The sequence below is a fragment of the Niallia yueguangensis genome (assembly GCF_052663115.1).
On the sequence record NZ_JBQTCX010000003.1, the window covers coordinates 132,076 to 154,085 of the forward strand.

The following is a 22,010-nucleotide window of genomic DNA, read 5'->3' on the forward strand; positions in this document are numbered from 1 at the left end:
ATAAAGGAGGACTTACAATGTGGTTCGAAGTTTTCAAGAGTTTTCTATGGATTGCAAAGAATTAACCGCTTTATTTATCGGGATTTCATTTATTATTAACATCATTCAAGCATTTGTTCCTTATGAAAAAATGGAACTACTTATGGAGAAGAGTCATTCAATCATTAGTGCATTAATTGCTGTATTTTTCGCATTTGTCACTCCATTTTGTTCATGCTCCACGATACCTGTTGTCGTAAATCTATTAAACAATCGAATTCGGTTTGGCGTTGTGATGATCTTTCTTTTTTCATCGCCTGTCTTAGATCCAACGATTTTAACAATTATGACTGCAATGCTTGGGTGGAAAGTAGCTCTTTATTACACTCTGATCACAACCATACTTTCCATCATTATTGGATTCACTCTTGAAAAGCATGGTTTTGAAAAAGAAGTAAAAAACGTATTAGTCAAAAATTTTGTACCAGAAACAAAAGGATTTAATTTAAAAAACGCCTTTTCAGAAACCATAATACTCATAAAAACGGTGTATCCATATCTCCTAATAGGAGCTGCCATTGGATCTATTATCCACGGAGCTGTTCCAACTGAATTTATTGCTCAATATTTCGGAGGAGATAATTGGTGGCTTGTTCCTATTGCAGCTATTGTAGGAATCCCCCTATATATCCGATTATCAACGATGATTCCAATCTCCCAGATTATGATAGCAAAAGGAATGGCGTTAGCTCCAGTTATGGCACTTATGATTAGTTCTGCTGGGGCCAGTCTGCCAGAAGTAACCTTGCTCAACAGCATTTTTAAAAAGAAATTAGTCTTTGCCTTTATTCTTTCCGTTATCAGTATGTCGACGATTTCAGGATTCTTATTTTACTTTATCTAGGAGGGATATCATTGAGTTTATTTCAAAAATTATTCAAAACAAACAAGAAAAATGATTGCTACAATATTATTGTTGAAGAAGTTGATAAAAAAGAAGATGAATCTTGCTCCCAAAAAGTAGAAAAACTTAAAGAAAAGGAAGATGACGATGAACGTTCAAATTGATTTATTAACGAAGGATCATTGGGAACAAATAGAAACAATCTATCGTCTTGGGATTGAAACAGGAAACTCCACATTCGAGACCACTACACCTGGCTGGGAAAGTTGGAAAAACAATCGTGATCTATCTTGTAGCCTTGTTCTAATGAAAACCCATCCACTTCAAACCATTGGTTGGGCTTCTATAAGCAAGGTATCAAGCCGATGTGTCTATAAGGGAGTTGGAGACGTCAGCATTTATCTTCACCCCGATTATCATGGGAAAGGGTTAGGGAAAAAACTGTTAGAAACTTTAATTGATCACTCTGAGAAAAAAGGATACTGGACCTTACAGTCTGGGATATTTCCTGAAAACAAAGCGAGTATTCATACTCACAAAAGTTGTGGTTTTCGGGAAGTTGGCATAAGAGAAAAGATAGGAAAACATAAAGGTATTTGGAGAGATGTTTTATTCATGGAGAGAAGAAGTCAAAAATTTTAAAAGTCCTTTTCATTTAGACGTTTCTATTTTTAGTTTTTATATTTATTCTATAAAAAAAGAGGTCGCAATTAAAAGACCTCTTTTTTAACAACAAACTCATTGAATGTTCTCTTTATCGAAGTTTAAATCGTTAAGCTTGATTTCTAACCGATAGAAATTTGCAACTCTTCATTTAGTATCTACTCACCAGTTTTCGCGAAACGTTCAATTCTGTCGCCAATTTCATCACGAACACGTTGGAAGAAAGCCCATTTTTCTTCTTCTGTCCCTGTAGCTTTTGCAGGATCATCAAAGCCCCAGTGTACACGTTTGATATGCGTGGGAGTTACAGGACAATTGTCTGCTGCGTGACCGCAAAGTGTTACAATTAAATCAGCATTATTTAATATTTCTGGATCAATCACATCAGATGTTTGATTCGAAATATCGATTCCTGCTTCTTTCATTGCTTTTACTGCATTTGGGTTTAGTCCATGTGCTTCAAGTCCTGCACTTTTCACTTCCCACTTCCCACCTAAGTATTTTTTTGCCCAGCCTTCTGCCATTTGGCTTCTGCAAGAGTTGCCTGTACATAAGAAATAGATTATTTTTTTAGTCATGTTGTATTTCTCCTTTAATAATTAATGAATAGTGATCAACCATATATATAAACCAACTAAAGTAATAAACAATACTGGAATGGTTAGAATGATTCCTGTTTTAAAATAAGTTCCCCAGGATATCTTAACCCCTTTTTGCGATAAGACATGCAACCATAATAAGGTTGCAAGGGAACCGATTGGCGTGATTTTAGGACCTAAATCTGAGCCGATGACATTAGCATAAATGAGCGCTTCTCTTATTGGACCACTTGTCGTTGTATCTGCAATAGCTAGTGCGTCAATCATAACAGTAGGCATGTTATTCATAATGGATGAAAGAATAGCAGCTATGAATCCCATTCCTATCGTTGCAGCAAATAAGCCTTGATCGGCGGTCATTTGAATAAGATCAGCTAATATATTTGTTAATCCTTCATTTCTTAATCCATAAACTACCACATACATTCCAATTGAAAAAAAGACAATTGCCCAAGGTGCACCTTTAATGATAGCTCGAGTATGAACAGCTGGGCTTCTTCTAGCCATAGCAAGGAAAAAAATAGCGACAACACCCGCGATAATAGAAACAGGAATTCCAGTTAATTCACTTGCGAAATATCCAATTAAAAGGATTCCTAGCACAAGCCAAGATAATCGAAACATTTTTTTATCTTGAATCGCTTCGACTGGCTGCTGAAGTTGAGACAGATCATAATTTTTCGGTATGCTTTTACGGAAAAAGAGATATAAAACCAAAATGCTTGCAATCAAGGAAAAGAGGTTTGGAATAATCATTCTTGAAGCAAACTCAGTAAATTTAATCCAAAAAAAGTCCGCTGAAACAATATTAACTAAATTACTAACAACTAACGGAAGAGATGTCGTATCCGCAATAAAACCGCTCGCAATAATAAAAGGAAATACCATCTTTTCATTAAACTTTAAATTTCGGACCATTGCCAAAACAATAGGAGTTAAAATTAGAGCTGCACCATCGTTTGCGAAAAAGGCAGCTACCAGTGCTCCAAGAATCGCCGCGTAGACAAACATTCGAACCCCGTTTCCCCGTGCAGCTCTCGCCATATGTAAGGCTGACCACTCAAAGAAACCAATTTCATCTAAGATAAGAGAAATAATAATAATTGCTATAAAAGCTAATGTAGCGTTCCATACGATAGAAGTAACGGCTATTACATCTTTAAAATCTACTACTCCTATGATTAATGCAAGAATGGCTCCCCCGCAGGCTGACCAGCCGATTGATAACCCTTTTGGCTGCCATATAACTAAAATAAGTGTTACTAAAAAAATCACTAATGCTAAAACTACCGAAGTCAATGTACTAGCCTCCTATTTACTCACACGATATACGTAATCCTTGTTCTTCTAATTCTTGTAGTTTGAAATCTTGATTTGGCAGTTGTTGAAGCAAGTTTTGAACAAATGGATAATACTCACTTTCTTTGTTCAATGAATAGATAATCCATTGCCCTCTTCTCGTTTCTCTTACAATTCCAACATCTTTTAATTTGCGTACGTGTTGACTAATAGCAGGCTGACTCGTTTTAAATATTTCCACAAATTCGCAAACACAACAGTCATGCAACTCTAAAATCTTCACCATTGTTAAACGGGTTTTATCCCCTAATAGCTTTAAGATTGTCGCAGCTTTTTCGATTTCAACAGTTGATACTTTCAAAACAACACCTCCCAATACCCAAATAAATATCATTACATAATAATGTGCTTATATAATAAACTTAAATTACCGTTTATTTTCTAGAACTCCTCCTTATGATTATTTTATTATATAAAAACTTACTTATATATTAATTTGATTATATAGTAATTACAATGGATTTTTTGATAAGTTATTGTAAATTAAAAATCGATAATAAACCTTTAGTTTATTACCTATCTGAAAAGTAGCTTCTCATAGTAAATAGATGGTTAAATGTAACCTAAACATAATCACCCTTCAATATACAGAAAACATTAATAGTTGATTACTACGAAGGAAGAACTTATATAGTTAGGCAGTTTTTGCTCGATATATGTTGAACAAAAACTGCCTAATTTCTTTTGTATTCATTTATTTTTCAAATATTTCTCTTAAAATTGGATCTTCATCAAGCAGCTTCTTCGCTATATCACGGTATGATTTTTCATGAAGATATGTATAGCGGTTAGGCTTTATTTCAGGAGATAAGTCAATGGCCTGCTTATATTCTTCTTTATCTAAACCTAATTTTTTTACATAATCGAAAAAGCCGGTTCTTTGAAAAACCTTTCCCACCCTTTCATATCGATGCTCCTGTACTAGAGCCATTAAATAGGTGGAAATCCCTACTTGTACACCATGCATTTGTGGTTTTTTTGAAATCTTGTCTAATGCATGAGAAATAAGATGCTCTGATCCACTAATCGGTGCGCTCGTCCCGCTAATTTCGGTCGCAATTCCTCCCATTGTCATAGAGCTTACTAATTCTTTTAGAAATATAGGTTGTTCCACATCTGACATTGGGGTTCGTACAAAGCTGTTTACTCCTTTTTTACTAAGCATGGCCGCAAATGCATCTACATTAGCAACTCCGTGTTTTTCTTCAAAGCTCCAGTCATATAATGCTGTAATATTGGACATTAAATCCCCAACTCCAGCAAGAATTAAATGTTTTGTAGCTGTTCGAATAATGTCTAAATCTACTATAATGCCGAAAGGAATTTTCGTAGGAACTGTTGTTTTTTTATTATTTACTTGCAGGGAACAACTGCTGCTTGCAAAGCCATCATTAGAAGCAGATGTTGGGATGCTAATGAACGGTATCTTTCTAGTAAATGCAATATATTTTCCAAAATCAATAATCGCTCCTCCCCCCAAGGCAAGGATTGCATCATAGTTGCTCATTTTAAACGCTATCGAAATAAGCTCATGAATATCCATTTTAGCAGGAAGAACTTCCGTTTCAATTTTGACTGTAATAAAAGATTCTAAAATGCCTGGTGCAAAATGTTTGTTCGTATAATCATCTAAAAAAAGAATAATTTTCATAAACTCGTATTTCTTTAAATGAACTTCTAATTCCTGAATAACTCCTTCACCAATTTCTAATATCGCAGGTGCATTAAAACTTCTTCCTTGATTCATCATTTCAAAATCAAACCTTTATCTACTAGATATTTTTCTATTTCCATAAAGTCCTCAAAAGCAATAAATGGCACCCCTTTTTCTTTCAGTAAATCTTTTAAAAAATCCTTTGCAAATGTTAAATCTGCAAAAACAGCTGGGTGTGAATCAGGCTCACTGTCTCCTGCGTAATAAACCAAATTATATTCTTCCTTTAGTTTTTTGATGACTATCGCTTTATCTATGCCATAGCGTTCAGAATACTTCCAGTCATTAACATCAACATTCAGATGAATATTTCTTTCACGAAATACGCCTTCGTTTGAGAATATTTTTACATTTTCAATCTTGTACTTATTAATAAGATGCTTGATATAATAATCCGTACCGGCACTTAAAATATAAAAATCTCCGCCATTTTTTTGTACAAGCTTAATAAATTCTGGCACATATTCATCAATTGGAATACCGTGAACATCTTTAATAATTTGTTCTTCGTCTTGGTGAATCGCTTTAAATACAGTCCGCAAAAAATCAATATCTTTCACCTTCCCTTTTTTCCATTCTTTATAAACATCATTCCCTTCTGGATAATATTGCTCAATAACAAGCCAATAAAAGTCTTTTTTTGAAATAGTTCCGTCAAAATCAGATACAAATGCCCAACGTTTCATTAACTATATCCCCCATTCTTTTTCATATAAGATATTTCATAACTCTTAAAAAATAATGACAGCAAAGAGAAAATACATCCACCTCAAAGCCTTAAAAAAAGAAAATATAATGTTTTTATTATACTGCTTTTTAATATTACTACTAAAAAACTCATAAAATTTTTATATAAATTTCACAAAAATTGCCCCCCTATTAGGAGAGGCAATTTAGTCTTAAATTTCAATAATAATCGGCAAAATCATTGGTTTTCTCTTCGTTTGTGTGAATAAATATTGTCCTACTGATTTTTTAATATTTTGTTTTATTGCTTTCCATTGTCGGATATTCTCGGATTGCAAGTCATTAACCGTTCTTGTCACAAGATGGTTCACTTCGCTTAGAAGATCATCTGCATTTCTGGCATATACAAACCCACGAGTGATGGTGTCAGGTCCTGAAATGATCTTTCTTTCTTCTTTACTAATAGTTATCACAATCACTAACATTCCATCTTCCGAAAGCTGTTTTCGATCTCTTAAGACAATATCCCCAACATCACCAACCCCGATTCCATCAATATATGTATCTCCTGATGGAATCTTCCTTGTTTGACGGGCAATTTTGTTTTCAATATCAACGACATCCCCATTTTTGATAATAAAGGTGTTTCCTTCCTTTACTCCTACAGATTCAGCCAGCTGCCGGTGATGATAAAGCATTCTAAACTCACCATGAATGGGAATAAAATACGTTGGCTTCATTAAAGTAATCATGAGCTTAAGATCTTCCTGGTAGCCATGCCCAGTAACATGCATGCCTGTTGTACTGCCGGATCCATAAATAACATTGGCGCCAAGCTGAAATAAGTTGTCGATTATTCGAGAAACATCCCGTTCATTTCCGGGTATTGGAGATGCAGCTAAAATAACCGTGTCGCCAGGATAAATAGAAATATCCCGATAGTTTCCAGTTGATAGTCGGGCAAGAGCAGCATTTGGTTCTCCCTGACTTCCTGTACACAGGATAACTACTTTTTCAGAGGGGAGTTTATCTACTTCATTTGCCTCAATCAGCATCCCATCAGGAATGGATAAGTAGCCACGCTCCATTGCTACAGACACAATATTAACCATACTTCGTCCAAGCAGCGCAAGCTTTCGATTCGTTTTGATGGCAGCTTGAACTACTTGCTGAACACGGTTCACATTGGAAGCAAAAGTAGAAACAAAAATTTTCCCGGCTGCTTTCGTAAAAGCTTCATACATATGGCCTTCTACCATTTTTTCCGATGGAGTTAAGCCAGTTCGTTCTGCATTTGTACTTTCAGATATTAGAAGCAAAACACCTTGTTTGCCAATCTCGGCCATTTTATGAATATCAGCATATTGATTATTCATTGGGGTTAAATCAAATTTAAAATCACCTGTATGAACAACATTTCCTTCTGGAGTATGAAAAACCATGCCTAGACAATCAGGAATACTATGGCTAGTTTTAAAAAAGGATGCTTTTATTTTTCCAAAATCAAGTTCTGAATTCGAATCAATCTGAACTAGCTTCGCATCTCTTTTTAGCCTATGTTCGTCTAATTTTAATTCAATTACCCCTAATGTAAAGCGTGTAGCATAAACAGGTATATTTAGTTTTCTTAATAAGTAGGGAATTCCGCCAATATGATCTTCATGACCATGTGTAACAAGCAATGCCCGAATATTATCCTTATTTTCTTCTAAGTAACTAATATCAGGGATAATTAAATCAATGCCTAATAAACTCTCATCGGGAAATTTTCCTCCACAGTCAATAATGACAATATCGTCTTCATATTGAATAACATACATGTTTTTTCCAATTTCATTTATGCCACCTAAAGCAAATATCGATAATTTTTCTGTAGTCATGATTTTTTCCTCCCAATTCCTCGATATTATTAGTATCCCCCATTTGATATTCTTTATTTGTCGATTCCATCTACTAGACACTAAAAATACACGATTTTTTTACTGTGTTTAAACAATATACAGGGCTTTTTATATTATCAATTCATTATTTTTATCATTTTATGACCAAATATTTCTATCTAAGGGGATATAAAGAAATTTTTTTATGATAAAAGTACCGATTTATACTAAAGCCCATCCCCTTCTATTGTCAGTAACATTTAACATTATTTTACATCTAAAAAATATAAAAAATTAAGAAATAGTTACTTTCATTCCATATGAATGAAAAAAATGATGTATTTATCTGTCCCGCTACTCTATTCCTTTTTGAAATAAAAAATAGAGATAGAACGTGAAAAAGTTAATATTCATAGGCTTTGAACATGTATATTATGCATGGATTTCTTATTCATAAAAGACTAATAGATAGTGATTAGAGAAAAAATAATACATTCTCTCATAAAAGAAAAGAATCGAAAAAGATGATAAAAATTTTGTGTTCTGCTTGCTTTAAAATCAGGAAAAATTGTTAGTTTTATCCTAGTTATTTTTTACCAAGCAATAAATACGTTTTGAAATTTGTTACATTTGGTCGAATTGACCACACCTCCTTATCAGAGTAATCTTGTGTTGAAACTAAATCTTGTTATTCTATTTAGAAATTTCTCTCAACTACATAGATGCTTAAATTATAGAAATTCATATATAAACTTGCACATTGTGCATATACTTTATGAACTTTATTAGTTTAGCAATACAAAAATATCTAAATAAATAATAGAGAGGCAGTTTCTTGGTCTAAAAAGTGAGAAAACAATATGATATATCAATCTAACTTTTTAGATACATAGGTTAAAAGAAGAGGGGAAGTTTATGAAAATTAAAAACATTGCCAAAAGAGCAACAGTACTAACCTTAACGACAGCATTACTTGCGGGAGGAGGATCGCTAGCTTCTGCAAAAGGAAAAGACAGTATGGATTACATAAAAGATTATGGCTTTTCCCACATTACACGTTATGATGCGTTGCAAATTCCTCTGCAACAAACAGACGAGCAATTTAAGGTGCCTCAATTCGATGCATCCTCTATTAAAAACATTAAATCTGCAAAAGGTTATGATGAGTTTGGAAACCTTATTAATTTGGATGTTTGGGATTCATGGCCGCTGCAAAACGCAGATGGAACAGTAGCAAATTACAAAGGCTATGAAATCGTATTTGGTTTAGCTGGAGACCCAAAAAGACCATGGGACACATTTATTTACTTGTTCTATAAAAAAGTAGGCGAAGATTCTATTGACAGTTGGAAATGTGCTGGAAGAGTATTTAAGGACAGTGATAAATATAATACAAATGATCCTATTCTACACACTCAAGCAGAAGAATGGTCTGGATCTGCGACTTTAACTTCTAATGGAAAAATTCGCTTATTCTATACAAATCGCCAATACTGGGATGAATCAAAAGGAATGTTTGGTAAACAAACATTAACAACAGCTCAAGTTAATGTATCTCAACCAAACAATAGTACACTTAAAGTAGATGGCGTGAATGATTTTAAATCAATCTTTGATGGAGACGGTAAGAATTATCAAACTGTTGACCAAGCATTTGGTAACAGAAACTTTGATGATAACCACACATTAAGAGATCCTCATTATGTAGAAGATGAACAAGGACATAAATACCTTGTATTTGAGGCAAATACAGGAACAGAAACTGGCTATCAAGGAAAAGAATCTTTCTATAATAGAGCTTTCTATGGCGGAAATAATAAATTCTTCAACAAATCTTTCGATGGCGGAAATAATAAATTATTGGAAAAAGCTTTCTATGCTGCGAACAACAAATTCTTCCAACGAGAAAAAGCTAGATTGCTTCAAAGTCCGAGTAAATATTACTCTTCTTTAGCAAATGGTGCACTTGGTATCATTGAATTAAATGATAACTATACGTTGAAAAAAGTGATGAAGCCATTAATTGCATCCAATACAGTAACAGATGAAATTGAAAGAGCTAACTTATTTGAAATGAATGGAAAATGGTATTTGTTTACTAGTTCAAGAGGATCTAAAATGTTCATTGACGGAATTGATAAAGAAGACATTTACATGTTAGGATATGTAGCAGATTCAATCACTGGACCATTCAAACCATTAAACGGAACAGGACTTGTATTGCATCAAGATCTTAACCCATATGACATTACTTGGACTTACGCTCACTTTGCAATACCACAAGTTAAAGGTAATAAAGTGGTAGTCTCAAGCTACATGACAAACAGAGGTTACTTTGAAGATCATAAATCTACTTTTGCACCAAGTTTCTTAATGAAAATTAAAGGTTCAAAAACTTCTGTCGTAAAAGACAGCATCCTTGAACAAGGTCAATTAACAACTGAAAATACTAGATAACAAAGAGTTTTCGCTTACTTCATATAAGCAAAAATAGTGTATTAACATATTATAGGATACTAAAAGTATCCTATAATATCTAAAAAAGAAAATGCCAAATTATATCGGCATTTTCTTTTTTTCAGATATGTCACATAATCACACCTACAACTAAGCAATAAACAGAATTTATAAACTCAAGAATCATCACTTTAATCGGGCCACTTTTGTATAAAAGATCCCTCAATTAATCCACAAACTATCAATGCTATTCATCCAACAAGAGGGTATATTTTGAAAAATGAGGTGCTCATAACGCTTTATTGGTTAGATCTTAAGATGATAGTAGAAGATAACAATACAACCCTTATATTCCCTGCCAATTTTCAGCAATTTTTCAATAGTAGGATAAACCCGATTTTTTTATAAATAGCGTAGAATTTCTACTAATTTTTCATTCAGTGTTCTAGCTGAAATTTTCATTATGTATATATACATGGTAGAATAGATGTGTACGTGGTTTACAATGTTTGACAAAATCTTACTTAGAGGTGAAACAAATGTCTGTTAATGCTTATATTAATTTTAATGGGAACTGTCGAGAAGCAGTAGAGTTTTACGCAGAGGTTTTTGGAACAGAAATGACACAAATTATGACCTTTGGAGAAACACCACCTCATCCAGACTACCCTCTACCAGATGAAGCAAAAAATTTAGTCATGCACACAATGCTTATCATTGATGGAAGCCCTGTTATGTTTTCAGATGTCTTCCCTGGAATGCCTTTTATTGAAGGAAACAACATCACCCTTGCAGTTGTAAATAGTAATATGGAAGAAATGATCTCTCTTTTTAATAAACTAAAAGAAGGCGGCACGGTAGGCATGGACCTTCAAGAAACATTTTGGAGTAAACTTTACGGACAAGTAACAGATAAGTTCGGAATTCATTGGCAATTCAACCATGATAGTGGAGAAATGAACATGTAATTCTCTTAATATAAAGGGATATGGAACTCTCTTCTGAAGAAGGATTCTATATCCTTTTTTTGATTTCTAATACTATTTACAACAAATGAAGAAATACATATAAAACAACCTATATTTAGATAAATGATATGGAACGAATGGCACTAAATTTTCGTCTAACGTAAAAAGGGGCGATGTTTATGAAAAAATGGAGTCTATTTATTTTACTTATCATCATTTTAACAGGTTGTAGATCAACACCATTTGATGGTCATTCCGAAATCGAAATCGATTGGGTTGATTTTATTAAATGGGATGGAAAAACATATGATGGAGTATATACTGGCGTTTTAGCTGATAAAAAGTTAATTGGTAAAAAAATCGGAACTGTTAAATTTAAAGTCGCTGATAATGTCACAAACCCTCATTACAAAATAAAAGACGGAGATGCGGCATTTTACGAAAAAGGTACGACTATCTTTTCTTTAAAGGGTCACTCAAATTTAATTGCCGTTGAATCTCTAAATACAATAAACGGCTATCAAGTTTACTATTCAACTGAAGATAGTAAATATAAATGGCATTATAAAGATATGCCCACCGAAAAAGTAACTAAAGTGGAAATTTATCAAATGAATACGCCAGACGGTACAAAACTTGTGAATAAATTGAATAGCCAAAAAGAAATCAATACCTTCCTAAAAATATTAAAGCATAGTAAAAATAGCCCGAATTTTCAACCTGATACGTCGGAGAAAGACCCCACTTATTATGAAATGATTTTTTATATGGATGAACCAATTGCATATCATTTCAACCTACAATTTGACGGAAAAACATACTTTTGGCATCCCTGGGACACATCCATTTTATCAAAAGACATCAGTTTGTTTATCCGAGCTAATTAATACATTATTACTTGACGTTAAATGGTCCTATGACAACGATGTAATATAAGCTACAGTACCCAATTTAACAATAAAGACTGAAATACTTGTACTTCAATTACTTCTTTGTCTAAGGCTGTTTGCTCAAAGTTTGTTGTTTTTCAAGTAAAAAAAGTGGGAGAAGAAATACTCAGCAGACTGAATACACGTAGACTCCTGTGGGAATGCGAGAAAGACGAGACCCCACAGGAGCGTATGCGACGAGGAGGCTCGACGCTCGCCCACGGAAAGCGAAGTGTATTCAGTCTGCGAGTTTAAAAGCATCAATCTATACGAAAACAGCCTTTCATAATAAAAAAGTGTTATGTACCCTTTCTAACTTACTTGGATACATAACGTCCTATTTGATTCTTTGCTATTTTGATTATCATTTCGGTCAATGTTTGCTCACTTATATTGGATATATTGTCGCCATAACGAAAATCATCCATCCATTCAGTTATCTTATACCACTCTATTAGATCCTCAGGATATTCCAAACTCCTCACTACGCTATATATCTCATTGGCAACTTCAACCATGTTATTACCGCCAGCCAATATCATTTCCGATAAGTGGACAATAAAGCTTCTTGCACATTCCTCATATGACGGTTTATAAATATTCAGTTCCTTCACTGATCTTTTAAAATAATCCTCTACCTCAAATAAATTCAGAGGCTCTTGCAAGGAACTTAAAATAAGGAGAGAGTCACTCGAATAACCGCTTTTCAACATAGCAATTGTCCAATCTATATAATCGATAGCCTCTACTTTGTTTTCGTACATTTTATAATAAAGTATGAAAGTATTTATACAATCCTCACTCCTTGTCATTTCCCCTTAACGATCTATGTTCTTAAAATAACGATAGATTTTATCCAATTTTTCCGCTTGTTTTCCTTTTGGACTTTCCATATTGCCAAATTCAAAAAATTTCACTTTTTTGATGCCTACAAAATTAAAAAGGGCTTTTTTCATTAACATTTTATGCGCATTATTTAAGAAAAACAATGGATAATGTGTTGGCCCCTTCATGGCGGAAATACACACGACAGACTTTCCTTTCAAGAGTCCCTCTGGTAAAAGTCCCCCTTTATCGTTATAGGCAAAGCCAGAAGCAAATAGTTGATCAATATATCCTAAGAGCATGGCAGGAGGTCTTCCCCACCAGATCGGATAGATCAAAACAATCTTGTCGGCCCAACTAATTTGTTTTCTATATTTTTCTAAGTTCGGGTCACTATGCATATCACGTCTTCGTTTTGTCTCATTAAATACAAGCCTCGGATCAAACCCTTCTTCATACAAATCTAATACCTGAACTTCTTTAATATTGGAGTTCTCACTACTTCCTTTGATAACTTTTTGCAAAAATGCATAACTTAAACTCTTGTGATTAGGATGTGTATAAATAACAAGCATGTTCATATCGCCATTCCCCTTTAATTATCATTTGATAACTAAATAATAATCCTATCTCTTTTAATTGTCAAATGATAATTGTTTTTTGATAATTATTTTGCTATCTTGTTAATACGAGGTGATAATTTTGGACAAGAAAGATTTTTTTCAGAAATTTATCGTGTTTACAACTTCTGTTCATCAAGTGACACATGAATTAACAAAAAACGCTAAACTGGATACCGTTACTCCGGTTCAATTTAATATTCTTAAATATATATATGTAAATCAGCCCGTTACCATTAGTGAAATTAGTGATTGTCAGCACATGTCCATGCCGAATACAAGTCGTGAGCTGAAAAAATTAAGCGAAAAAAAATTAATTGAAAAATTGGAAGATATGGAGGATCGAAGAAAACAATTTATCCGTCTTTCAAATAATGGGAAAACAATGATGAACGAAGCCTTTAAATATGTAGAAACGGGTTTCCTAAATCGAATACAAGATGCTTCAAAAGAAGAATTAGAGGAGATGGACCGAGCCTTAGAAATACTGCACAAAAAACTATTTTATTAAGCTGATTAATACATCTTGTCATGGACAGAAACGATTATTTCTATCCATGACAAGATTCTCTTTGATCATCACTCTATCGAATGACAAAACCAATCAAACTATGCAATAAACTTAGTAAGCCAAGCAATGTATTCAGCTCCTGGAATCAACAAAAGTTGAGCAAGCAGCGTTCCTGCTACGCGAGAAGTAATCATCATGATCGACATACTTTTTAATTGAAGGTAGCTTCCCTTTTGATTAATGACACCATCAGCAAGGATAGATATTTTCGGATCAATAAAAATAGTAAGTAAAATAGTGGCTATTCCATTAATAAGTCCTGATGCCATTATTGCTGTTGAGTCTCTTTCAGGAGCCAATAACGACGCATATAAAGCAGCAATCACTCCAATGGTATAGACTGCTGTTACGACCATATTAATAAGAAATAATTTAACTGGGATATTTTTCAACTGAATATCCTTTATATAAGAAAGCCTTGGTAGGTGTATATGTTTTAAGCCCCGCTTAATGAATTCTAAAGTAAAACCTTTTTTCAATAAGGAAGGAACAGAACCTTCCCCTTCCGACAAATGAATGATGGCTCTAGAAAAAAGAGCAATAAAAGTAGGAAGCAAGAGAATTCCTAAAATTGTGCCTAATGATGCAGCACCAATAATAACTCTAAATTGATTTTCTACAAATTCCAGCTTATGTTCTTTAGGAGCATTGTCTATTAAACTCCCTGTAAAAGGCTGCTGCATCATATTCGAAAAACGAGAAAATACAACCATTACGTTAAATAAAGATAAAGCAGAGGCTAATAGTTTTACCCTTGCACCAGATAATCGAACTGCATACGCAAGTGTTTCGATTGAATGAATGATCAAAATAAATAAAGAGATGAACAATAGTTTTTCAGTGATAAATTCCAAAATAGTTACCTGCTTTTTTATTTTTGGCTGTTTTCTCAAAGTTTGTTGTTTTTTACATAAAAAAATGGGAAAAGCAGTACTCAGCAGACTGAATACACGTAGACTCCTGTAGGAATGCGGGAAAGACGAGACTTAAGCAGAGCGTATGCGACGAGGAGACTCGACGCTCGCTAAACAGACGAAGTGTATTCAGGCTGCGCGTTTAAAAGCAACAATCTATACGAAAACAGCTTTATTTTTTATATTACCATATTTATACTATTTATTGTTATTTCATTAATCTGACACTCCCACCGCTAAAGCAATGGGGTTCTGAAAAACTCTTGCTTCTCTTCATTCATACATGTACAAGTACATTCACACACTCCACACTCTTACAAGTAGACGGCTTGGGAATGAAGCACTGACATTAATAAACATTATGTTTAAAAGGTTTATTCAGAACTTTCACAGCCAAAGCAACCTCTGTTGCCATTTGCGACTGCATCTATGGTCCTCACAGACTCGGTAGGTCACACCGCCATTATATTTTAAACTGCTGCAGCAGTTTTTTTGTTTTTTAATCGAATACCTGAATTTAACACCAACATACCTTGTTTCTCTATTCTTTCTATTTCTTTATCATGTAAAGATCGAAACAGCTCAAACGTCTCTTTGCAACGTTTTCTATTAGTTTTTGTTCCTGTCTGATTGGAATTCATCAACAGAAACGCCGAATATAAATCTCGCTGAATGCTTGTCCCATTATCAAAGATGTGCCACCTTTCTTTCAATTCTTTTTTCGTATAATCATTTGTCTTATGATTATACTGACTAGCTTTGAATGTTCTTGTATTCACTTTCTTAAACATTCCGCCTTGAGCTTTTACTTTATGTTCAAGTATGCTTATAAACATCGCAGGAGCTCGATGTCCAATGCTATTCCCAAAACGCTTTTTACGTTTATATTTTCCTGTTTTTTCATTGATTTCTGTTTTCTTAGAACGCTTTTGCAAACTCTTTATGTTCATTTCTTCCCAGTAATGTTCATCTCCGAAAGAGAGCAGTCTATTAACTAATGTACGATGAGATTGTTTTCTGTTATCAGCTTGTTTACGGTATAATTCTATTATTTTGGCTTTCAACTTCAAATAACGATTGGAGTAAATCCACGTCTTTTTTCCTTTTTTAATGGTTCCGTCTTGATGATAATTTTTCGGATTTATAGCTCGTTTTGAACGATCCATTTTTCTTTGAATCAATCGAATTTTTCTTGATTGATTCATCACAATCTCAGCTAAATTCGTTAAGAGAACGTTATTCTCTCCAACGACTGCAATAGAAGAAGTTCCTAAGTCTCCGCCAACACGACCTTTTCCAATTTGATGCTTGAATGATCCATCTTTATTTCGTTTCGCTGGAGGAAATCCTTGAACAATCAATTGTGCAAAATAACGAGTTTCCCCTCGTATTACACGTTTTACAATACGAACATATTTCACTTTATGGAAAGCTTCTTTTAGCATGCCTTTTTTCGTTTTGTATTCAAATTCAACGTTGTTTTCGATGTTAGACAACGCTTCCTGCATGTACAAATCATTTTTTTTCATGATTAAATGTATATTTGTTTTTCTAAAAACAATGGCTCCATTTCGATAAAACCAGCCGATATTGTTTTTCTTCCCTTCAAAACTAAACATTTCTCCGCGTTTAATAAAGTTTACTTTCTTGGATTCACCCTTCAATTTTTTATGAAACGTATTCCAAGCACGAGTAGCTGCCTTTTGAGCAATATCTACATTTAATGTATTTCCAAAATGGCTCCGAATGGTTTTAAGATAATCGTGCATAGCATACTCCGTTAACTCCAATTGTTCTTGTATATCCAATATTTTCCTCATAATTTGCTTTTTCTCGTTTTGATAGAATTGTATGTTCTCTTTGTTTCTTTGTGTTTCATAATAGGAGAGTTTTTTAGAAACAGCATCTTCTTAATTTTTTATATTTCTTTGTCCGTTTCATTTGTTTTTCACGTTTTAATAGTTCTCCAAGACACGAATTATAAATGACGCGACTCACTTCTAAATCGCTTTCAATATCTTTTATAATAGAAGGATTTGTCCATAATTCCATCGTTATTACATAGGAAGGCGTTGTCTCCTTTGCCATTACAAAAACCCCCTTTACGAACGTTTGTTTGTATAATAATTATAACAAACAAAAAGGAACAAATGTACCTTTTAACAAAATGTTCAAAAAAAGCCCATTCCTCCACACCTGAAGGAATGGGCTTCCTTTGCCTAAAATTCTGTGATGTAAAAAATGCGCTCTTTCCAACTGTATAAAAATCAATAAGCATGTTTTGAAATCACTCAAAACATGCTCTTATTTCATTTATTTAATCATCTTTTTATTTAAGATTTTTATTCGAACGTACTGGATAGTTCTATAAGAGAGTATAACATTTGGAAAATACAGTATATTCTATTGAGGACGATAGTTATCTTTTATATAATATCTCTATCATTTTTTACCAAATTTTAATATTTTCAGGGGAGTGACAGCAGCTTTCCCAAAAACAATTTATGTTAAAGGTCCTAATTTCGTTTAAAAGTCCATCTCATCCTTTTGTCCCAGATCTGTTAATAGTATATTTACAATAGAAAATATTAATGTAATTGATTAAAATCCAACACCTTCTGCTATTCTATTCCTAATTAAAATAAATAGTAGAGTTGAAACGATAAAAGTTAATTTTAATAACTTTGGAATGTATGCTGTGCAAAGATTTTTTATAAAAAGTTAACATATAAACATTGATTAGAAAGAGTAAATATTTTCTTAAAAAAGAAAAAATAGGATTATTTTTTTGCGTCCAGCTTGTTTTAATAAAATGGAAAAAACTTATTATTTTCGTCCTGGTAATATTTTATCATATAACGATTGTATGTAGAAGTTTGTTACATTTGGTCGAATTGACTGAACTTTCTTATCAAAGTAATCTTGTGTTGAAATTAAATCTTGTTATTTTTTTTAGAATATTTTGCCCGACTTCATAGAGGCTAATCATTAATAGTTTCATATTCATATTTGTACATTGTGTATTGAATAAGTTATGAAGGTAATCGATTAAATAGCTATATATAAACAAGTTAATATTAGATTTACGTTCCATATCAAAAAAAGGTAGACAATGTTACGAAGTTACACTGTACATAATTTATTGGTTTGAACGATTGTTTTCAAATCAAAACTATGAATCATATTAATTTAGCATCCAACCTATTCTAAATAAATAACACAGAGGCAATTTCTTGGTCTAAAAAGCAGGTTAACATCGTTTTCCAACTTTTTAGATACATATATAAAAGAGAGGGAAAAAAAAGCATGAACATCAAAAAGATTGCTAAAAAAGCAACAGCAGTATCCTTTACTACAGCATTACTGTTAGGTGGTGCATCTCTAGCATCTGCAAAAGAAAGCACGAGTTTCAAAGAAGATTATGGTTTTTCCCACATTACACGTTTTGATGCGTTGAAAATTCCTGCGCAACAAACAAACGAGCAATTTAAAGTGCCTCAATTTGATGCATCGACTATTAAAAACGTTGAATCAGCAAAAGGCTTCGATGAGTTTGGAAACCTTATTAATTTAGATGTTTGGGATACTTGGCCGCTGCAAAACGCAGATGGAACAGTAGCAAACTATAATGGCTACGAAATCACATTTGGTTTAGCAGGAGATCCTAAAAGAGGATGGGACACATTTGTTTACTTGTTCTATAAAAAAATAGGCGATAATTCAATTGACGCTTGGAAATCTGCTGGTAGAGTATTTAAAGACAGCGATAAATTTAATACAAATGATCCTATTCTTCATAATCAAGCAGAAGAATGGTCTGGATCTGCAACTTTTACTTCTGATGGAAAAGTTCGCTTGTTCTATACAAATCGCTCAATCTGGGATGCATCAAAAGGATATTTTGGTAAACAAACATTAACAACAGCTCAAATCAACGTATCTCAACCAGACGGCAACACGCTTAAAGTGGATGGCGTGGAAGATTTCAAATCGATTTTTGATGGTGACGGCAAAAACTACCAAACTATGAACCAAGCTTTCGGAAATGGCAACTTTGATGACAACCATACATTAAGAGATCCTCATTATGTAGAAGACAACGGTAAAAAATACCTTGTATTTGAAGCAAACACAGGAACAGAAACTGGCTATCAAGGTGAAGAGCAGTTCAATAATAGAGCATACTATGGCGGCAGCAAAAAGTTCTTCGAAGCAGAAAGAGCTAAATTGCTTCAAAGCCCAAGCAAATATTACACTTCATTAGCAAATGGTGCACTTGGTATCGTTGAATTAAATGATGATTATTCATTGAAAAAAGTAATGAAGCCGCTTATTGCATCTAATATAGTAACAGATGAAATTGAACGTGCTAACATTTTCGAAAAAGATGGAAAATGGTACTTATTCACAGATACACGTGGATCTAAAATGTTCGTTGACGGAATTGATAAAGAAGACATCTACATGTTAGGATATGTAGCAGATTCAATCACTGGACCATACAAACCATTAAACGGAACTGGACTAGTATTGCATCAAGACTTAAATCCATATGACATCACTTGGACTTATGCTCACTTTGCAATTCCACAAGTTAAAGGTGATAATGTAGTAATCACAAGCTACATGACAAACAGAGGCTACTTTGCAGATCATAAAGCTACTTTCGCACCAAGTTTCTTAGTGAAAATCAAAGGTTCAAAAACATCTGTTGTAAAAGACAGCATTCTTGAACAAGGCCAATTAACAATTAAATAATAAAAAACCTTATAATATTAAGGAAAAGAAAATGTCGAAAGCATATCGGCATTTTCTTTTTTTAATTGGCTGTTTTCTCAAAGTTAGTTGTTTTTTACGTAAAAAAATGGGAGAAGAAGTACTCAGCAGACTGAATACACATAGACTCCTGTAGAAATGCGAGAAAGACGAGACCACACAGGAGCGTATGTCGCTAAACGGACGAAGTGTATTCGGGCTGCCTCTATTTTAAAAGTCCTATTCGTTTAAAGCAAATAGCTCTGCAGAAGCGAACTTCCGCAGAGCTATTAATCCATATTTTCTTAATTTAATCTAAAATCACTACTTTAACTGTTTGACGCCCCCATGATCTTGCTTTGCTGTTGGATGGCATTAGCACATCGATTTTGTGACCATTTATTGCTCCGCCTGTGTCTCCGGCAATGGCTTCTCCATAGCCTTCCACCCATACTTTTGTTCCTAATGGAATAACAGAAGGATCAACGGCGATTAATTTCATATTCGGATTCTTTTTAATATTAATCCCTACCGCTGTGAATTCCGAACTTACACTTTCATGACTATAGGCTGTTGCTGTCACATATATTTCTTCTCCGCTTTCATTGTCTTTTTTTGTATTGGAAACAGCTGCTGCTTTTTTTATTGTTTGCTTTTGCTGTGTAAATGTTTTTTTATTAGTCTTCGCTTCTTGCTGCTCTTTCTTTAAATCATCTTGCTGCTGATTGATTTCCAATTGAATCGCTTCTTTTTCCTTTTTAGCAAGATTTACCTCATTGGATATTGTTTTATATTTTTTTTGAACAGAAGCAAGCGCTTCTTGTTTTTGTTGCAAATTCTTTTCTAAATTTACTTGATTGGCAGCCAATGATTGAAATTGCTTTTGCAGCTCTTTCTCTTCCTCTGCAATTTCTTGCTTTTCTTTTTCCATTTCTTCTAAATCTGTTTTTTGTTGCTCTAATATCTCTTTATCCATATTATAAATAACTGTAACTGCCGTTGCTCGATCTAAAAAATCGGAAAGGTTCTTCGCATTAACAAGAACTTCAATAACTACATTCGTTTGATTATTATGCTGCAGAGAGACAAGGCGATCTTTCATGATTTTTTTTCTTGAAAGTACTTTATCTTCTAATTTCACAATGTCTTTTTTCTTCTCTTCTATCCTTTTTTGAGAATTTGCAATATCTTGTTTCAACGCAGCTATACTTTTCTTATTTTTTTCCAATTCGTTATTAAAATTTGCTAAATCTTTATGTACAGCTTCCAGTTCTTTTAATACTTTTTGTTGTTCTGCTACTTTTTCGTCCATTACACGTTGATTTTTCTTCAGTGATTCTTGATTCGTTTCTGCTTGAGCCATTATTGCTGTTGACAGGAAAAACATACTTGTCAGTGCGATGACCATCATTTTTTTTAAGGAACGCATCATAAAACCCCTTTCCCTATTGTTATACCATAAGAAAGGTGCCAATAAGTTACAATCCAATTAAACTAAAAAGTCATTTCGCTTAAAAATTCTTTACAGATGAGATACATTATCAAAAGAAAGGAATTCTTTTCTTTTTTCAGATAATTGACAACTTTTCGACAATATGTCATTTACGCTCATTTTCTATTCATTACACTATATAATGGAGACATGTTAACGTTAACTTCCATTATTATGAAAAGAGTGATGTGAATGAGTCGTTTAAATTTAATAAAAAAACATATTTTGTATTGCGGAAGCCAACATTGTGAATCAGATGCTGACAGTGTAATGGATGCTTTTAAAGAGCAATTTGTTGAACATGGCATATATAAAGAGATTAAAATAACGAAAACAGGCTGTTTAGGAATGTGTGGAAATGGTCCCTTTGTCCTTGTTTATCCTGATGGAGTTTGGTATTACAACGTTACAGAAGATGATGTGGAGAGAATTACAGAAGAACATTTTATTAACGGTGAGCCGGTTGCGGATTTAGTGATACATACATTGGCTAAGGCTTAACCAAAATAAAGGCTGTTTTCTCAAAGTTTGTTGTTTTTTACATAATACATTTGGAAAAGTGTTTCTTAGCAGACTGAATACACGTAGACTCCTGTGGGAATGCGAGAAAGACGAGGACGCTCGCTAAACGGACGAAGTGTATTCAGGCTGCGGGTTTAAAAGCAACAATCTATACGAAAACAGCCAAAATAAA

Annotated in this window: 21 protein-coding genes; 9 read left to right on the forward strand and 12 right to left on the reverse strand. The window is 33.6% G+C overall.

Annotation, left to right across the window (positions count from 1 at the left end; translation table 11 throughout):
* Positions 1–46 precede the first annotated feature (46 nt).
* From ACTYA4_RS03890 to ACTYA4_RS03900, 3 genes are read left to right on the forward strand one after another with little or no spacing between them, the layout of a single operon-like run.
* Positions 47–883, forward strand: coding sequence for a permease (locus ACTYA4_RS03890; protein WP_443480436.1), 837 nt, complete (start codon positions 47–49; stop codon positions 881–883).
* 11 nt (positions 884–894) lie between these two features.
* Positions 895–1,047 carry a hypothetical protein gene (locus tag ACTYA4_RS03895; protein ID WP_443480289.1) on the forward strand — a complete coding sequence of 51 codons (153 nt, stop codon included), beginning with the start codon at positions 895–897 and terminating at the stop codon, positions 1,045–1,047.
* Complete coding sequence (locus tag ACTYA4_RS03900) at positions 1,031–1,525, forward strand: GNAT family N-acetyltransferase (RefSeq protein ID WP_443480290.1); 495 nt, start codon at positions 1,031–1,033, stop codon at positions 1,523–1,525. Before ACTYA4_RS03895 ends, ACTYA4_RS03900 begins: the two co-directional genes overlap by 17 nt.
* Positions 1,526–1,704: 179 nt before the next feature.
* On the opposite strand, the gene arsC is transcribed toward ACTYA4_RS03900, so the two are convergent.
* From arsC to ACTYA4_RS03930, 6 genes are all read right to left on the reverse strand, one after another.
* Positions 1,705–2,124, reverse strand: a complete 420-nt coding sequence (arsC, locus tag ACTYA4_RS03905; RefSeq protein ID WP_443480291.1) for an arsenate reductase (thioredoxin) — start codon at positions 2,122–2,124, stop codon at positions 1,705–1,707.
* Between the two features lie 21 nt (positions 2,125–2,145).
* A complete protein-coding gene (locus ACTYA4_RS03910; protein WP_443480292.1) occupies positions 2,146–3,444 on the reverse strand; it encodes an arsenic transporter in 1,299 nt (432 codons plus the stop codon).
* A 16-nt stretch (positions 3,445–3,460) separates the two neighbouring features.
* Positions 3,461–3,805, reverse strand: coding sequence for an ArsR/SmtB family transcription factor (locus tag ACTYA4_RS03915; protein ID WP_443480293.1), 345 nt, complete (start codon positions 3,803–3,805; stop codon positions 3,461–3,463).
* A gap of 393 nt (positions 3,806–4,198) precedes the next feature.
* Positions 4,199–5,254 carry an iron-containing alcohol dehydrogenase family protein gene (locus ACTYA4_RS03920; RefSeq protein WP_443480294.1) on the reverse strand — a complete coding sequence of 352 codons (1,056 nt, stop codon included), beginning with the start codon at positions 5,252–5,254 and terminating at the stop codon, positions 4,199–4,201.
* Positions 5,251–5,904: an MtnX-like HAD-IB family phosphatase gene (locus ACTYA4_RS03925; RefSeq protein WP_443480295.1), complete on the reverse strand. Its 654-nt coding sequence runs from the start codon at positions 5,902–5,904 to the stop codon at positions 5,251–5,253. The genes ACTYA4_RS03920 and ACTYA4_RS03925 overlap by 4 nt, the downstream gene beginning before the upstream one ends.
* Positions 5,905–6,117: 213 nt before the next feature.
* The gene (locus ACTYA4_RS03930) at positions 6,118–7,785 is read right to left on the reverse strand and encodes a ribonuclease J (RefSeq protein ID WP_443480296.1); all 1,668 of its coding nucleotides are present in this window, start codon (positions 7,783–7,785) and stop codon (positions 6,118–6,120) included.
* A 915-nt stretch (positions 7,786–8,700) separates the two neighbouring features.
* Here ACTYA4_RS03930 and ACTYA4_RS03935 point away from each other — a divergent pair.
* The 3 genes from ACTYA4_RS03935 (at position 8,701) to ACTYA4_RS03945 (ending at position 12,097) form a co-directional block, all read left to right on the forward strand.
* Positions 8,701–10,242 carry a glycoside hydrolase family 68 protein gene (locus tag ACTYA4_RS03935; protein ID WP_443480297.1) on the forward strand — a complete coding sequence of 514 codons (1,542 nt, stop codon included), beginning with the start codon at positions 8,701–8,703 and terminating at the stop codon, positions 10,240–10,242.
* A gap of 539 nt (positions 10,243–10,781) precedes the next feature.
* Positions 10,782–11,210, forward strand: a complete 429-nt coding sequence (locus tag ACTYA4_RS03940) for a VOC family protein (RefSeq protein ID WP_443480298.1) — start codon at positions 10,782–10,784, stop codon at positions 11,208–11,210.
* 179 nt (positions 11,211–11,389) lie between these two features.
* Positions 11,390–12,097, forward strand: coding sequence for a hypothetical protein (locus tag ACTYA4_RS03945; protein ID WP_443480299.1), 708 nt, complete (start codon positions 11,390–11,392; stop codon positions 12,095–12,097).
* 359 nt (positions 12,098–12,456) lie between these two features.
* On the opposite strand, the gene ACTYA4_RS03950 is transcribed toward ACTYA4_RS03945, so the two are convergent.
* Positions 12,457–12,951, reverse strand: coding sequence for a hypothetical protein (locus tag ACTYA4_RS03950; protein WP_443480300.1), 495 nt, complete (start codon positions 12,949–12,951; stop codon positions 12,457–12,459).
* A 6-nt stretch (positions 12,952–12,957) separates the two neighbouring features.
* Positions 12,958–13,545, reverse strand: coding sequence for an NAD(P)H-dependent oxidoreductase (locus ACTYA4_RS03955; RefSeq protein ID WP_443480301.1), 588 nt, complete (start codon positions 13,543–13,545; stop codon positions 12,958–12,960).
* 121 nt (positions 13,546–13,666) lie between these two features.
* Here ACTYA4_RS03955 and ACTYA4_RS03960 point away from each other — a divergent pair, with 121 nt between their 5' ends.
* The gene (locus ACTYA4_RS03960; RefSeq protein WP_443480302.1) at positions 13,667–14,095 is read left to right on the forward strand and encodes a MarR family winged helix-turn-helix transcriptional regulator; all 429 of its coding nucleotides are present in this window, start codon (positions 13,667–13,669) and stop codon (positions 14,093–14,095) included.
* A gap of 98 nt (positions 14,096–14,193) precedes the next feature.
* On the opposite strand, the gene ACTYA4_RS03965 is transcribed toward ACTYA4_RS03960, so the two are convergent.
* The 3 genes from ACTYA4_RS03965 to ACTYA4_RS03975 form a co-directional block, all read right to left on the reverse strand.
* Complete coding sequence (locus ACTYA4_RS03965; RefSeq protein WP_443480303.1) at positions 14,194–15,009, reverse strand: lipid II flippase Amj family protein; 816 nt, start codon at positions 15,007–15,009, stop codon at positions 14,194–14,196.
* Positions 15,010–15,539: 530 nt separating this feature from the next.
* A complete protein-coding gene (locus ACTYA4_RS03970) occupies positions 15,540–16,877 on the reverse strand; it encodes an RNA-guided endonuclease TnpB family protein (protein ID WP_443480304.1) in 1,338 nt (445 codons plus the stop codon).
* An 85-nt stretch (positions 16,878–16,962) separates the two neighbouring features.
* Positions 16,963–17,157, reverse strand: a complete 195-nt coding sequence (locus ACTYA4_RS03975) for a hypothetical protein (RefSeq protein ID WP_443480305.1) — start codon at positions 17,155–17,157, stop codon at positions 16,963–16,965.
* Positions 17,158–18,375: 1,218 nt separating this feature from the next.
* On the opposite strand from ACTYA4_RS03975, the gene sacB reads away from it, so the two are divergent.
* The gene (gene sacB, locus ACTYA4_RS03980) at positions 18,376–19,827 is read left to right on the forward strand and encodes a levansucrase (protein WP_443480306.1); all 1,452 of its coding nucleotides are present in this window, start codon (positions 18,376–18,378) and stop codon (positions 19,825–19,827) included.
* A gap of 307 nt (positions 19,828–20,134) precedes the next feature.
* Here sacB and ACTYA4_RS03985 read toward each other — a convergent pair whose 3' ends face one another.
* Positions 20,135–21,256: a 3D domain-containing protein gene (locus tag ACTYA4_RS03985; protein WP_443480307.1), complete on the reverse strand. Its 1,122-nt coding sequence runs from the start codon at positions 21,254–21,256 to the stop codon at positions 20,135–20,137.
* A 252-nt stretch (positions 21,257–21,508) separates the two neighbouring features.
* Here ACTYA4_RS03985 and ACTYA4_RS03990 point away from each other — a divergent pair, with 252 nt between their 5' ends.
* On the forward strand, positions 21,509–21,817 hold the full coding sequence (locus tag ACTYA4_RS03990; protein WP_443480308.1) for a (2Fe-2S) ferredoxin domain-containing protein: 309 nt from the start codon (positions 21,509–21,511) through the stop codon (positions 21,815–21,817).
* Positions 21,818–22,010: the final 193 nt, after the last annotated feature.

What these genes read in the sequence shown, in the direction of transcription:
- ACTYA4_RS03890 (WP_443480436.1), top strand. Translation starts at nt 47, where the DNA reads ATGGATTGCAAAGAATTAACCGCTTTATTTATCGGGATTTCATTTATT.
- ACTYA4_RS03900 (WP_443480290.1), top strand. Translation starts at nt 1,031, where the DNA reads ATGAACGTTCAAATTGATTTATTAACGAAGGATCATTGGGAACAAATA.
- arsC (WP_443480291.1), bottom strand. Translation starts at nt 2,124, where the DNA reads ATGACTAAAAAAATAATCTATTTCTTATGTACAGGCAACTCTTGCAGA.
- ACTYA4_RS03920 (WP_443480294.1), bottom strand. Translation starts at nt 5,254, where the DNA reads ATGATGAATCAAGGAAGAAGTTTTAATGCACCTGCGATATTAGAAATT.
- ACTYA4_RS03925 (WP_443480295.1), bottom strand. Translation starts at nt 5,904, where the DNA reads ATGAAACGTTGGGCATTTGTATCTGATTTTGACGGAACTATTTCAAAA.
- ACTYA4_RS03930 (WP_443480296.1), bottom strand. Translation starts at nt 7,785, where the DNA reads ATGACTACAGAAAAATTATCGATATTTGCTTTAGGTGGCATAAATGAA.
- ACTYA4_RS03935 (WP_443480297.1), top strand. Translation starts at nt 8,701, where the DNA reads ATGAAAATTAAAAACATTGCCAAAAGAGCAACAGTACTAACCTTAACG.
- ACTYA4_RS03940 (WP_443480298.1), top strand. Translation starts at nt 10,782, where the DNA reads ATGTCTGTTAATGCTTATATTAATTTTAATGGGAACTGTCGAGAAGCA.
- ACTYA4_RS03945 (WP_443480299.1), top strand. Translation starts at nt 11,390, where the DNA reads ATGAAAAAATGGAGTCTATTTATTTTACTTATCATCATTTTAACAGGT.
- ACTYA4_RS03950 (WP_443480300.1), bottom strand. Translation starts at nt 12,951, where the DNA reads ATGACAAGGAGTGAGGATTGTATAAATACTTTCATACTTTATTATAAA.
- ACTYA4_RS03955 (WP_443480301.1), bottom strand. Translation starts at nt 13,545, where the DNA reads ATGAACATGCTTGTTATTTATACACATCCTAATCACAAGAGTTTAAGT.
- ACTYA4_RS03975 (WP_443480305.1), bottom strand. Translation starts at nt 17,157, where the DNA reads ATGGCAAAGGAGACAACGCCTTCCTATGTAATAACGATGGAATTATGG.
- sacB (WP_443480306.1), top strand. Translation starts at nt 18,376, where the DNA reads ATGAACATCAAAAAGATTGCTAAAAAAGCAACAGCAGTATCCTTTACT.
- ACTYA4_RS03985 (WP_443480307.1), bottom strand. Translation starts at nt 21,256, where the DNA reads ATGATGCGTTCCTTAAAAAAAATGATGGTCATCGCACTGACAAGTATG.
- ACTYA4_RS03990 (WP_443480308.1), top strand. Translation starts at nt 21,509, where the DNA reads ATGAGTCGTTTAAATTTAATAAAAAAACATATTTTGTATTGCGGAAGC.